Origin of the sequence: Hymenobacter sp. BT559, from assembly GCF_016427535.1 — a bacterium.
Taxonomy (GTDB): domain Bacteria; phylum Bacteroidota; class Bacteroidia; order Cytophagales; family Hymenobacteraceae; genus Hymenobacter.
The window spans coordinates 492,769-505,576 of record NZ_JAELXV010000003.1 but is presented as its reverse complement, the minus strand read 5'-3'; the positions used below and the strand labels follow the sequence as shown (position 1 = coordinate 505,576).

Genomic DNA, 12,808 nt, shown 5'->3' with positions numbered 1-12,808 from the left:
AATCCACACTTGCTTATGCGAAACTACCCGCTACTAGCTGCTGCCCTATTGGCGGCCGGTCAGGCCAGTGCCCAGGCCGTAGTCACCAGCAAAACGCTGCCTTACCCTCAAACCCGGAAAGTAGATACCGTTACCTCTTATTTCGGGACTAAGGTACCCGACCCCTATCGCTGGCTCGAAAATGACCAGGCCACTGATACCAAGGCCTGGGTGCAGGAAGAGAATAAGGTGACCCAAGACTACCTAGGTAAGATTCCGTACCGCGAGGCCATCCGCAGCCGCCTCACCAAGCTCTGGAATTACGAGAAGTACTCGGCGCCCACCAAGGAGGGTAAGTACACTTACTTCTCGAAAAACACCGGCCTGCAAAGCCAGTACGTCATGTACCGGCAGCTTGGCACCGGTGCCCCTGAGGTGTTTCTAGACCCTAATACCTTCTCGAAAGACGGCACCACTTCGCTGGCGGGCATCAACTTCACGCAGGATGGCAGCCTAGCGGCCTACCAGATTTCGGAAGGCGGCTCCGATTGGCGCAAGGTGATAGTACTGAAAACCAGCGACAAGTCCATCGTGGGCGACACGCTCAAGAACGTAAAGTTTTCGGGCCTGGCCTGGAAGGGCAACCAAGGCCTGTACTACAGCAGCTACGACAAGCCCACGGCGGGCAGCCAGCTGGCCGGCAAAACCCAGATTCATAAGCTCTACTACCACCAACTGGGCACGCCGCAGAGCCAGGACAAGCTCATCTTCGGCGGTGAGAAAGACCCGAATCGCTACATCGGGGCGAGCGTGACGGAGGACGAGCGCTTTCTCATCATTTCGGCGGCCAACACCACTACCGGCAACAAGCTGTATTTGCAGGACCTAAGCAAGCCCGGCAGCCCCATCGTGACTATCGTGCCCGACGAAAAGAGCATCAGCCACGTGGTCGATAATGTGGGCAGCAAGCTCTACCTCGAAACCAATTACCAGGCTCCCAACCACCGCCTCGTAACCGTGGATGCTGCCGCTCCTACGCAAGCCAACTGGAAAGACCTCATTCCAGAAACCAAAAATGTGTTGAACGTCAGCACCGTGGGTGGCCACATTTTCGCTACCTACCTCAAAGACGCTACCTCGCTGGTAGAAGAGTATGACATGGCTGGCAAGAAGCTGCGCACCATTGGGCTGCCGGGCGTGGGCTCGGCGGGCGGCTTTGGCGGCAAGAAAACGGATAAGGAGACGTACTACACGTTTACGTCGTACACCTACCCGCCTACCATTTTCAAGTACAACCTAGCTACTGGCATCTCCACGGTATACAAGAAAGCGGGCGTGCAGTTCGACCCTAGCAAGTACGAATCGAAGCAGGTCTTTTACACCTCCAAAGATGGCACGCGTGTGCCGATGATTATCACGTACAAGAAAGGCCTAGCGCTGAACGGTAAGAACCCCACTTTGCTCTACGCCTACGGCGGCTTCAACTCCAGCGTGACGCCGAGCTTTAGTACTTCCAATATCATTCTGCTGGAGCAAGGCGGTGTGTACGCCGTGGCTAACCTGCGGGGCGGCGGCGAGTACGGCGAGAAGTGGCACGAGGCCGGCACCAAGCTCAAGAAACAGAACGTATTCGACGACTTTATTGCTGCGGCCGAATACTTAAAAACCAATAAGTACACCGATACCGACCACCTTGCCATCGCGGGCGGTTCGAACGGCGGCCTGCTGGTGGGCGCCACTATGACGCAGCGGCCCGACCTCTGCAAGGTGGCTTTCCCGGCCGTGGGCGTGATGGACATGCTGCGCTACAACCAGTTTACGGCCGGCGCGGGCTGGGCCTACGACTACGGCACGGCCCAAGACTCGCCCGAGATGTTCAACTACCTCTATAAGTACTCGCCCTACCACGCCCTGAAGCCGGCCAGCTACCCGGCCACGCTCATTACCACCGCCGACCACGACGACCGCGTGGTACCAGCGCACTCCTTCAAGTTTGCGTCGCGCTTGCAGGAAAGCCAGCAGGGCCCGGCCCCGGTGCTCATCCGCATCGAAACCAAGGCCGGCCACGGCGCGGGCCGCAGCACGGCCCAGGTCATCAGCGAGCAGACCGACAAGTGGGCGTTCATGTTCGAGAACATGGGCGTGAAATACTCGGCGGCACAGTAGCCCTGCCATGTGGCAACCGGCACGCCCCTACTTCTTTTGCCGGAGTAGGGGCTTGTTTGTTTTGACCCACTTTAGGTGTTGCCTGGCGCGAGGCTCCAAAAAAGCCCTAGGTGCCTGTAACGAACGCGCTAGCGGCCGGTACTCCTGTTGTCGCCACCTTTCAAATGCTCTTCACTCACCTGTTATTTTACTGCCCATGAAATCCTTAGCCTTAGGCTTGCTGCTACTGAGCGGACTAGCTGCCACTGCTCAAACCGTTCCGGCCCCCACTTTCACCTCCACTTGCCAGGAGCGTAATGACGGCCGCCAAAAGCTCTTTTGCGAAACCCGCGACCTCACCCTACCCGCCACGGCGGGGCAGCCCCTCACCATCGATGCCAGCACCAATGGCAGTATTAGCGTGAAGGGCTGGGACGGCCCCGATGTGCGTATGCGAGCCAAGGTAACGGCGTGGGCTGATACTGAGGCCGAAGCCAAGGCCCAAGCAACGGCTATTCGTATCAGCACGGCGAGCAACGAGTTGGTTGCCAAAGTACCGAATGGCGTAGAGCGGGCCGCGGTTAGCTACGAGGTGTTTGTGCCGCGCCGCATGGCATTAGCCCTCACCACCCAAAACGGCAGTATTTACCTCGCGGGTGTGCAGTCAGCCATCACGTTTAGCGCCCAAAACGGTAGCGTGTCGCTAGCCAACCTAGGGGGCCAAGTAACAGGTAAGGCCGTCAACGGCAGCCTCTCCATCAAGCTTAGCGGCAACCAATGGCAGGGCAGTGGCCTCGACGTAGAAACCGTGAACGGCAGCATTAGGTGGGAGGTACCGGCCGACTACTCAGCCCAGTTTTCGACCAGCACCACCAACGGCAGCCTCAAAACCACCCTCCCGCAGAGCGACCCCAAAAGCCGCAAGCACGAGGTCAATACTGCGCTAGGCAAAGGTGGCCAGCCAGTTAAAGCCGTGACCACCAATGGCAGTGTGGTCGTGCGGCAGAGCTAGGCTGCTCACGTTTACTGCGCCAGCCGACGCAGTTCATTATAGAGCTGGTTGCCCGCCCAAAACAGCTGCGTCACCATGCTCACATGCTTCTTACCAGGCAAAATGGTATACCTAGGCGCCTGGTCCAGCTGCGTCAGCCGCTGCCGAAATTTCTCGCTGCTCTCTTTGATGCTAGGGTAGGTTTCGCCGCCGATATAGATACTATAGGGCGGTGCTCCGGCCCGCATGTGGTAGAGCGCCGAGGCTTGGCGCCACACCGCCGGGTCTTTGCTGAAGGCACCTAGGTATTGCGCATCGTCAGGGTATTGCATCTTGGTGAGGTAGTCGAGCATATCGAGGCCGGCCGGGTCGTCGAGCAACACGGCGTGGGCGGCCGTGCGGGGCAGGCCATGCTTTGCCAACAAGGTATCGGAGCCGGTGGCCAGCAGGGCGGCCAGCCCACCACCCGCCGAGTGGCCCATGAGCACGATGCGCGCCGGGTCGCCGCCGTAGTCTTTGATGTTGGCCACCGTCCAAGCCAGGGCGCGGGCGCAGTCATCCGCCTGCTGCGGCACCTGCACCTGCGGCGAGAGGCGGTAGCTGATTACCACGCCCACGAAGCCGTTTTTGGCCAGCCGCCGGCCGATGGCCTTGTAAATGAAGTCGTCTTTGCTGCCGCTGTTCCAGCTGCCGCCGTGGATGAACAGTACTACCGGCCGCGGCGCGGTGGCCTCCTGCTTAGGTTCGTACACATCGAGCCGGTGGCGGTTGGTATCGAAGTCGGGCGCCGACGCCGGCACGTAAGCGATATCGGACGCACGGTGACTGGCGCGGGCCACGGCCCACTCGGTGGCCAGCAATACTATCGTGATAGCCAGCAACAACCCAAGGGTGGGTAGCGCCAGCAGGCGTATATAACGCATAAGTGAGGGCAGCCGCAGCCAGATAAGTTTTTGGGGCCGCTATCCTACCTACGCCGGCTCTAGGTGGGTGGTTTGCCGCGACTAAGCAGGGGTAGCCAGCAAATGGCAGTGACACCCTATTTTTGCTAACTGTCCCATTCATCTGCATTTTCCGTGGCTTTCTTTTCACACTCCACGCGCACGCTCCTAGGCGCGGTTTTCCTCACACTGCTGGGCACGGCTGCTTGCCTGCCCGCCCACGCCCAACGCAACAAGAAGAACGCGCCCGCAGCAGCCGCTACCGGCCCAGCGCGGCTGGCCCCCCTGTACGGCGGCGCTAGCCCAGCCCAAGCGCAGGCCCTAGTGGGCGCAGCCGTGCTGGCCGACATCGACCGCAGCTTCCCATCGCGGGCCGAGGCAAGCAAGTTTTTCAGCACCAAGGGTTTTCAATATATGCTTGAAAACCAGCCTGACACGGCCGCTGTGCGCTTTAACCTGGCCTGGGTGCTCGATGTAAAAAATCCCGACCCCTACCACGGTTTTGCGGCCCTCATGAGCCAACGCCAGGTTCCGCCGGCCGAGGTGCAAGCCATCTTGCTGCAAGGCTTGGCCGTGGCCCCCACCAACGCCGGGCTACTCACCGATGCTACTACCATCGCGATAGAGCGCTACCTTCAGACCAAGAAAAAGAAAGACCTAGCCGAGGCCGCTAGCTATGCGCAGCGCGCCGTGCTGGCCGATGCTAACAACGCCAACGCCTGGCAAGCTCAGGCCCGCGTGCGCTACTACCAAGAAGACTATGCTGGCGCGTGGGAGGCTGTTCACAAAGGCCAGAATCTAAACCTGTCCAGCCTCGATTTTACCCTCATCAGCGACTTAAAGGAGAAGCTGCCCGACCCCCAAGGCAAGTTTAGGTAATAGCCTTGTTTCTAAATTAAGAAAAGGCCAAAAACGCGCTATGCTGAACGCAGTGAAGCATCTCTAACGCACCATCTGAACTTGCTCAATTGTGCGATAGAGATGCTTCACTGCGTTCAGCATGACAGTTGTTATTTAAGCTTCTTGTCCAGAAGCAAGTCTAATAATTGATTTAGACTAAAATCATTAACAACTAACCATTAACAATTAACCCTTAAAACAAGCTACCCTGCACTACCTGCGGAATGGGCCGTGGTGGCTGAATGGGAAAGCCCGTGAGCGCGTGCACGCGCCCCAGGAAATGTTGCGCCCAAATGGGCGCGTGCCGCACGTCTTTTTGGTGGATGAAGACATAGGCAGCGTGTAGCCCCTGCTGGTACCAGCTAGCCAGTCGCTCGGCCCATTCGTCGGCGCGTTGAAAATCGCTGTTCACCAAGCCGTGGCCATTGAAGCGGATGAACGCCACGGGTGTGGTCAGGCGCTGGGGCAGCACGTCGCGCCGACCCGCCACGTCAGTGATGACCAACGTTTTATTCAGGGCTTCGAGCGTGGCGTATATCGTATCGGCTAGGCCCCGGTCGGCAAACCAGCGGGGGTGGCGTAGCTCTACGGCTAGCGGCACCTCGGCCGGCCAGTCGAGCAAGAATCGCTCGAGCCGTGGCAAGCTCTCGGGGCCGATGTGGGGTGGCAATTGCAGAAAGCAGGGACCTAGGCGGTCCTCCAGCTCTAGAATGGCACGGGTAAAGGACAGTGTTAGCGCGTCAGTATTATATAGCTCGCGCTCGTGGCTGATGCTGCGCGGCAGCTTGGGGCAAAACTTAAAGCCCGGCCCCACCGCCTCGCGCCAGCGCCGCACCGTGGGCGCATCGGGGATGCGGTAGTGCGTCGTATTCAATTCTAGCGAATTGAATTGCTTGGCGTAATGATGCAGGTAGTCAGGCTCCTTGGCTCCGAGCGGGAAGTACGAGCCCAGCCATTCTTTATTGGTCCAGATGGGGCAGCCCACGTACAGGCCAGGGCTATCGGGGGCTGTCGGCTGAGCGCGAGCCAGCACGTGCGCCGTTTCGGGGTGGTCGGGGGGTAGTCTGAAATCGACGTGGCGCAGGTCGGGTAGTCGGCCAAAATCCATGCTACGAAGGTACGGCCTACCTGCGGGAAGCTTGCGCGCATATACAAAGAAAGCGGCACCTGTGCAACCTAGCCACGAGCTAGCTCGACGACGCAATGCCAAAATTTTACACCCGCCGCAAAATCTAATTCTGGAGGCCACCGCGGAAAAATACAATAAGCAGCTAAAAAGTGGCTTTACTAAACACAATCAGCCATTGCTTTACCCGCACTTAGATATCTTAAATGCAAGTTTTATAAAAAAAGGATAATTTTTAACGCTTGATAATTTCTTTAGCAAAGTATGATAATAGGTTTTTGAGGAGGGGCCTACTTAAATTCGGTCAGTTACCATCCCTATAAAGCGCATGACGCTCAAGCGAATTTCTTTCTTTACTTCCGGCTTTCTATTTAGTTGCTTTTATCTACTGTTTGTCTGTGGGTTAGCTTCACCTGCGGTTGCCGGCACCCACCGGGCCCGCACGGCCGCCACCCACGCCAAGGCAACAGCCTCCCTTTCCTACTCTACCGTGCTGCGGGGCCGGGCTTCGTGGTACGGCCGCGAGCACCAGGGCAAGCGCACTAGCAGCGGCGAGCGGTTCAACCGCTTCAAGTTTACTTGCGCCCATAAGAGCCTGCCCTTTGGCACCCGGCTGCGCGTTACAAATGTGAAAAACGGCAAAGCCGTAGTGGTGCGGGTTTCTGACCGCGGCCCGTTCCGCCACCAGCGCATCATCGACCTGTCGGAGGTAGCAGCGCGCCCCCTAGGTATCATCTCGACGGGTGCTGCTACTGTTATTGCGCAGGTAGTACCTACCACTACTCCCCTAGGTCCTGCCGCCACTCCGCTCAACCTCGTAGACCTGCGAGCTGCCGACCCCAACCCCGCTGCGCCGTTTACTACCTATGAGTGGCATAGCGTGCCCGATAGTGCTGCCCTGGCTACCACGCCTGCCGCTATTACTGGCTCGGCTGCTCCGGCCGCTACTGCTACCGAACCGGCCCCGCAGTTTCTGGTGCAGGTGGGCATTTTCCAAGAAGCTCAGAATGCCGAAGCTATGCGCGCCCGTGTGTTGTCGCTCGACCCAGCGCTAACCGTCGGTATTAAGCAAGAGGTCCTGGCGGGCCAGCAGGTTAGCCGCGTGCTCATTAGCCAGCTCGATACGTGGCTGGCGGCCGAAACCGTGCAGCGCCGCTTACAGTCGTGGGGCGTAACTGGCGTAGTGCGGCAGCTGCCGAGCCAAGCTGTGCTTGCCGCAACCACTACTACGCCCGCTGTTGCGCCACTCAACTAGGCCCCACAAGCTGCTCTATAGCTTTTTACAAAAAAGCGCCTCACTCCTAGATACTAGGAGTGAGGCGCTTTTTTTAGGTACCTAGGAGGTACTGCTAGTGCTGGCTAGCCAGTACTATTCGTCTTGGCTAGCGCGGTTGATAACGATAATCGACACCACGGCCAGCGCGGCTACGCCCAGAATCATCTGCGTAGAGTTGAAGTTTTTAGAAACCTTGCGCAGCAGCGTGCCGCCGTTCTTGAGTAGGTCATCCATGTGCTCGGTCTTGCCTTGAAACACATTGACGGCGGCCTCAAACGTGCGCGCAATATCCTCGGGGAGAATTTTTTCGACTTGTTGGAGTTGGTCAGCCATTGGGGGAGGGTATTTTGGTGAGGGAGCACGGCCGGCCGGTAGCTGGCGGCCTGTGCAACGGTTGTACGCGAAAGTCAGCCTGGCGTTTTGGCCGAGTTAATTATTATTTGGTACCTAGCGTAGGGGGTGCCAGCCCTAGGGCGGTAGCAAGCAGCCTGCTATTTAGAAGGCTACCAGCCACAAAAAAAGCCCCACTGGAGAGCGGGGCTTTTTCTAAATTTTGCAGAAAGCAGGATGAAAGTCTATTCATAAACCTTTACTACAAACACAAAGTCTTGCAGGCGCTTGAGTTGCTGCGGGCGGGCGGCGCCGGCCAGCTGGTTGGTGCGCGGCAAGTGGTAGGGCTGCAAGGGCTGCTTGTTTTTGAGCGAATCGACCAGATGCACCAGGTACGACGACTTAGTGGCAAAGGCCGCGCCCAGCACATCGTCTTGCCGGCTGCTTACCACCCCAATCAGGTTGCCTTGCCCATCAAGCAGCGGACCGCCCGAGTTACCGGGGTTCAAGGGAATACTTACTTGGTAAAACGCCGTGTCGCCGTCATAACCCGAGCGGGCGCTTAGCGCACCTTCGCCATACACAGCATCTTCGCGGGGGTAGCCCAAGGTGTACACGCGTTCGCCTAGGTCAGCTTGACCAGCCTTAAACGTGTAAGGCAGTCGATTAAAGGGCTTGAAATTACGGTCCTTGATGCGTAGGATAGCGAGGTCGTGCTTGCGGTCAGTATACACGGTTTCGGCGTGGTAGCGTCGGTGGTCACGGCTTTCTACCAGTAGCGAATCGGCTCCTTTAATAACGTGCGCGCTGGTTACGAGGTAGCCATCGGCGGTGAGCGCAAAACCGGTACCGCTATATTTATTCACGCGTACTGGTGCTACAGCATCGGTTGTACCAGCCACGTTATTCACCTTCCGGGTGAGCGCATCCGTACGGCGTGTAATGCGGGCTACCTCACCTCGCAACTCCCGCAGGCTACTGGCCGGCGCGGCAGTGGTAGCACGCCACAAATCGAGGCCTAGCAACGTGCAAAACACCGCCAACACGGCGACCGAAGCGGCCACGCCCATAGTGGCGCGGTGGCCATTCCAAAACTCGCGCAGCCGGCGCTCGGTGCGCGAAATGCTCAGGCGCGGGTTTACCGAATACGACAAGCCATCTGCCTGTTTTTCTTCTGCAGCTGGCGCCTCGTCGGCAGCCAGCATGGCTTCGTGCAAGCCACCTAGCATCTGGCGGGTGCGGCGGCGTTCGCCGTAGGCACGTAGCGTGCCGGTCAGCTCCTCAAACTCGGCGTAGCGCTGGTGCAGCCGCGGGTCGGTGCTGAGGCGCGCTTCTAGGTCGGCCCGCGCCCCGGCGGCAAGCTCACCGCGCTGGTAAGCTTCAAAGAGCGCGTAGTAGTCGGCTTCGGTTTGCATTTTGATTGGTGCCTAGCTGCTAGTGCTTAGTGCTTGGCGTTTAGTACTGGCTTGGTCGACCATTTACTAAGCACTAGCAGCTAGGCACTATGCCCTAAACTATACTTCTTTATAACTAGCAAAAAACAACTTCTTCAAGCGCGTGAGGCACTTGTACTTCTGGGTTTTGGCGGTGTCGGCGTTGGTATAGCCGTGCTCCGCCGTGAGGTCCTGCATCGACTTATCGAGCAGGTAAAAGCCTTCGAGCAGCGAGCGGCAGGGCTCCCCTAGGTGGGTGAGCGCCTCGCTCATGGTTGCAAAGCGCCGGTCGCGCTCTTCGGCTTCGTGGAGGTCATCTTCGGCCCCCGTGTTGAGGTAGGGTCCGTAGTCATCATCATCGAGCAGGCGCACACCGTGCAGCCGGCTCTTGGTGGTGAGGCGCTTGAGCCACAGGCGGCGGCACACTGCGTAGAGGTAAGTTTTAATCTGGCAGCTCAGCTCCAGGGAGCCTTCGCGTACTTTTTCATAAAACACCATTACGCCTTCCTGGTACACATCGCGGGCGTCGTCTTCGGTTCCGCTGTTTTGCAGCACGAAGTGCGACACCATGGGCCAGTGCAGTCGATAGAGCTGGCTCAGCGCCCGCTCGTCGCCACTTTGGATGGCTCGGATAAGTTGGGCATCGGCCGCCAGCGCCGTTGTGCTATCCATGTTCATTCGCTTCGGGGGTTAATGCCGGCTAACGGGCATTAGTAACCCAAAATAATTTATTTAAAAAATTTTTCCACCCACTGGGTTACCTAGGGGCGGCTGGCGGATTAAGGGCAGATTTTAACTACTCCCATTTTCAAATTTACCTCAAGATGAACAACCTTCTGAAAGTATCGGCTGCTGCTCTTTTCTTCGCTGTTGGCCTGACCTCGTGCGAGTCGAAGCCCGCTACCACCGAAACCACCACCACTACGCCCGCTACCACGGAGTCGACCACCACGGCTACCACCGACTCGACCTCGTCGATGAGCGCTGCTCCTGCTGATGCTGCTACCGGCACCGGCGCTATGAGCACCGACACCACCAAGAAAATGTAATTACGCCCGGGCCTAGCCCGGAGTATTTTTCTGAAAGCGGCTCACACTACCTAGTGTGAGCCGCTTTTTTGTGACCTAGGTGCTCCCTAAGCTCGCAAGGCCAGCTTAGGCAACCAGCGCCAGCAAGTCGGCAGCGATGCCGGGCCAGGGCTGGTGTAAATCTAGGGTGACGATGCGCACCGGGTGGCCGCCTAGGGTATAGCGCACATCGACGGCGGCCGTAGCAGCGGGATAGAGCAAGATGCCTTCGAGCTGCTGGCCCGCAGCGGGGCGCACGTTTTGGAGGTAGGCGTAGAGCTGGTAGAGGTGCGGCGAAATGAGGCGCTGCTGGTCGTAGCGTGGGCGCAGGGCCGCCGCGTAGTACTTGGTATCGAGAATAATCTTACGGGCCGGGCTATCCAAGGTCGTGTCGGTGAGCATAGTGGGCAGTAAGTCTAGGTCTTTTGGCTGCGGGGCGGCAGCCTGCCAGGTAATGGTTTCGGCAAATACGCGGTACTGGCGCTGCTCGCGGCGGTAAAAATTGCGCACGGCTTGCTCAAACAAGCGCGCCATCAGGCGCTCGTCGCGCCGAAAATCTACAAAGCGTCCTCTGCCCTCCTCGGCTGGCTCGGGCAGAGCAGTTTGGTAGATGAGCTCGCAGAGGTGCAGTAAAAACGCCTCTTGGCTGGCCGGGCGCTGGCGGCGCAGCTCCGCGAAGATGCCTGCCGTGGGCACTAGCGGCACTACCTCGGCGGGCAGGCGGCGGCGCACATGGCCTAGGTCGCGGCGCAGGGCCACGGGCACGGCCCGGTGGTTGGCCAGGGCCGCTAGGGTACCAGCTACCAGCCGGTACAGCGGCTGGTTGGGGCTCAACTCGTCGTAGGTGCACACGGCGCGGCCCTGGGGCAACAGCCCACGGCCTAGGCTGGGTGCCAACTCAATGCGGCCCCGCAGCTCGCGCAACTCGGCTTCCTGGGTTTGGTAGCCGCGGGGCAGGCCGGTGCGCAGCAGCTCGCGGGTGGCGTGCAGCAGCATTTGGGTCAGCAGCTCCAGCGGGCGGTGGAAGGGCGTGGCCTCGGTGGCTTGCAGCACGGCCGGCACGGGCAGGCGCTGCCAGGCGTAGCACAACAAGTAGTAGAGCGTGGCGAGCGGTATCATTTATCGCAGATTTAGCGGATTTAACTGATTGCGCGGATACGCCCGCCTGCGGCGGGCTGACTAGTTGGGGGCGGGGGCTATCCAGTAGTTGCGCGAGATACTGCGGCCTGTATTTTACAACCCTTGCAATAACCGGCGCTGATGGGCGGCGGCCGTGGCGGGCTGCTCACGCCAGTAGTCGGCCAGCAGCGGGCCTATTTCTTGCTCGAAGATTAGGCGCAGCCAAACTGCTGCCTCGGCAGGGGCGGCGGGCGGGGCGCAGAAGTAGCTGTGGCCTACCGCAAAATCGGGCCCTAGGTCGGGGTCATCGGCAATGGCCTGGTTGAGCTCGGCCATGCGCTCGGCTACGTGGGCGGCTAGGGGTCCGGGTACGCGGGCAGCGTGCAGCAGCTCTTGCAGGGCGCCACTAAACTGCGGCTGCATGGTCACGAACGCAAAGCGGCGCCGCAGGGCGTAGTCGAGGGGCGCCAGCGAGCGGTCGGCGAGGTTGAGCGTGCCGATGACGTATAGGTTCTCAGGCACGTAAAACAGTGGCTCCTCGGGCGGGGCGTAGGGCAGGCGCAGGGCGTGAGCCGGGCCGCGCTGCGAGGGCTCTAGCAGCACTAGGAGCTCACCAAAAATGCGGGCCACGTTGCCGCGGTTTAGCTCATCAATCAATAGGAAATAAGGCCGCTCGGGGTCGAGCGCGGCGCGCTGACACAGCAGCGGCAACACGCCGGGCACCAAGCTAAACTGTCCGTCGGGGCCAGGCCGAAAGCCGAGCACGAAGTCTTCGTAGCCGTAGCTAGGGTGAAACTGCACCAACTCGATGCGGCTATCGTCTTGGGCACCCAGGAGCAGCCAAGCCAGCCGGCGCGCCAAAAACGTTTTGCCGGTGCCGGGCGGGCCCTGTAGCAACAGGGCGCGGCGGCGGCGCAGGCCGGCCAGGGCTGCGGTTAGCTCTTCCTTCGAGATAAACAGCTCACCTAGGGCCGTTTTTTCGTCGTAGGCCGCTGGCGGCGGGCTCGCGTAGGTGGGGGCAGGCTCGGCCACAGCGGAGTCGGCGGCCACCTTGTCGGCCAGGGGCGGGCCGGTGTACAGGTCTTCGGCCTGCTGCTCGGCGGCCTGACCCTGGTCTTGGGCCGAGCCCGCGGCTAGGATGGGACGCTTGGCCACGATGGTAAAGTCGAGCGCTTCGAGCACCGTATTGGTAGGCTGGCCGGCGGGGTGGGGCCAGCGAATTTTGGGGTCGCGGTGCGCGAGGCGATAGGCCAGCTCGGCCACAGCGCGAGGTGGGTAGCGGCGGCTGCGATACAGCAACTCGTACACGGTGCTGGGTGGCAGTTGGCGGCCTTCGCGCTCCACGAGGCGCAGGGCACGCAGCACCTGCTCGCGGGTGAGCAGCGGGGCGGCAGGCGCCGGGGAGTCAGGAGCAGAAACGTCAGTCACAGCGCAAATAACACGTACTGGCCGCCAGTAGTGCGGGCCGGGGCCTTTTCTTTGGCCCGTCTTCCTCGCTTAA

12 protein-coding genes are annotated in these 12,808 nt (G+C 59.8%); 5 read left to right on the top strand and 7 right to left on the bottom strand.

What is annotated here, in order from left to right:
• Positions 1-15: 15 nt before the first annotated feature.
• Together JAO77_RS12910 and JAO77_RS12905 are read left to right on the top strand one after the other, a co-directional pair.
• On the top strand, positions 16-2,145 hold the full coding sequence (locus tag JAO77_RS12910; protein WP_198990782.1) for a prolyl oligopeptidase family serine peptidase: 2,130 nt from the start codon (positions 16-18) through the stop codon (positions 2,143-2,145).
• Positions 2,146-2,341: 196 nt separating this feature from the next.
• A complete protein-coding gene (locus tag JAO77_RS12905; protein WP_198990781.1) occupies positions 2,342-3,136 on the top strand; it encodes a DUF4097 family beta strand repeat-containing protein in 795 nt (264 codons plus the stop codon).
• Positions 3,137-3,147: 11 nt separating this feature from the next.
• Here the strand turns inward: JAO77_RS12905 and JAO77_RS12900 are convergent, their stop codons facing one another.
• Positions 3,148-4,038 (bottom strand): alpha/beta hydrolase, encoded by an 891-nt coding sequence (locus JAO77_RS12900; RefSeq protein ID WP_198990780.1) that lies wholly within the window; start codon positions 4,036-4,038, stop codon positions 3,148-3,150.
• A gap of 153 nt (positions 4,039-4,191) precedes the next feature.
• Between JAO77_RS12900 and JAO77_RS12895 the strand changes: the two genes are divergently transcribed.
• Entirely contained in the window at positions 4,192-4,935 is a 744-nt protein-coding gene (locus JAO77_RS12895; protein ID WP_198990779.1) for a tetratricopeptide repeat protein, read from the top strand.
• A gap of 214 nt (positions 4,936-5,149) precedes the next feature.
• On the opposite strand, the gene JAO77_RS12890 is transcribed toward JAO77_RS12895, so the two are convergent.
• Positions 5,150-6,064, bottom strand: a complete 915-nt coding sequence (locus JAO77_RS12890) for a DUF72 domain-containing protein (protein ID WP_198990778.1) — start codon at positions 6,062-6,064, stop codon at positions 5,150-5,152.
• A gap of 346 nt (positions 6,065-6,410) precedes the next feature.
• Here JAO77_RS12890 and JAO77_RS12885 point away from each other — a divergent pair, with 346 nt between their 5' ends.
• Positions 6,411-7,337, top strand: coding sequence for a septal ring lytic transglycosylase RlpA family protein (locus tag JAO77_RS12885; protein ID WP_198990777.1), 927 nt, complete (start codon positions 6,411-6,413; stop codon positions 7,335-7,337).
• A 114-nt stretch (positions 7,338-7,451) separates the two neighbouring features.
• Here the strand turns inward: JAO77_RS12885 and JAO77_RS12880 are convergent, their stop codons facing one another.
• From JAO77_RS12880 to JAO77_RS12870, 3 genes are all read right to left on the bottom strand, one after another.
• Positions 7,452-7,691, bottom strand: a complete 240-nt coding sequence (locus tag JAO77_RS12880; protein ID WP_198990776.1) for a hypothetical protein — start codon at positions 7,689-7,691, stop codon at positions 7,452-7,454.
• Positions 7,692-7,933: 242 nt separating this feature from the next.
• A complete protein-coding gene (locus JAO77_RS12875; protein WP_198990775.1) occupies positions 7,934-9,103 on the bottom strand; it encodes a S1C family serine protease in 1,170 nt (389 codons plus the stop codon).
• A 99-nt stretch (positions 9,104-9,202) separates the two neighbouring features.
• Complete coding sequence (locus JAO77_RS12870) at positions 9,203-9,793, bottom strand: RNA polymerase sigma factor (RefSeq protein ID WP_198990774.1); 591 nt, start codon at positions 9,791-9,793, stop codon at positions 9,203-9,205.
• A 152-nt stretch (positions 9,794-9,945) separates the two neighbouring features.
• Here JAO77_RS12870 and JAO77_RS12865 point away from each other — a divergent pair, with 152 nt between their 5' ends.
• A complete protein-coding gene (locus tag JAO77_RS12865) occupies positions 9,946-10,170 on the top strand; it encodes a hypothetical protein (protein ID WP_198990773.1) in 225 nt (74 codons plus the stop codon).
• A 105-nt stretch (positions 10,171-10,275) separates the two neighbouring features.
• On the opposite strand, the gene JAO77_RS12860 is transcribed toward JAO77_RS12865, so the two are convergent.
• Both JAO77_RS12860 and JAO77_RS24160 read right to left on the bottom strand, forming a co-directional pair.
• Positions 10,276-11,307: a 5-methylcytosine restriction system specificity protein McrC gene (locus JAO77_RS12860; RefSeq protein WP_198990772.1), complete on the bottom strand. Its 1,032-nt coding sequence runs from the start codon at positions 11,305-11,307 to the stop codon at positions 10,276-10,278.
• Positions 11,308-11,421: 114 nt separating this feature from the next.
• On the bottom strand, positions 11,422-12,735 hold the full coding sequence (locus JAO77_RS24160; protein ID WP_198990771.1) for an McrB family protein: 1,314 nt from the start codon (positions 12,733-12,735) through the stop codon (positions 11,422-11,424).
• Positions 12,736-12,808: the final 73 nt, after the last annotated feature.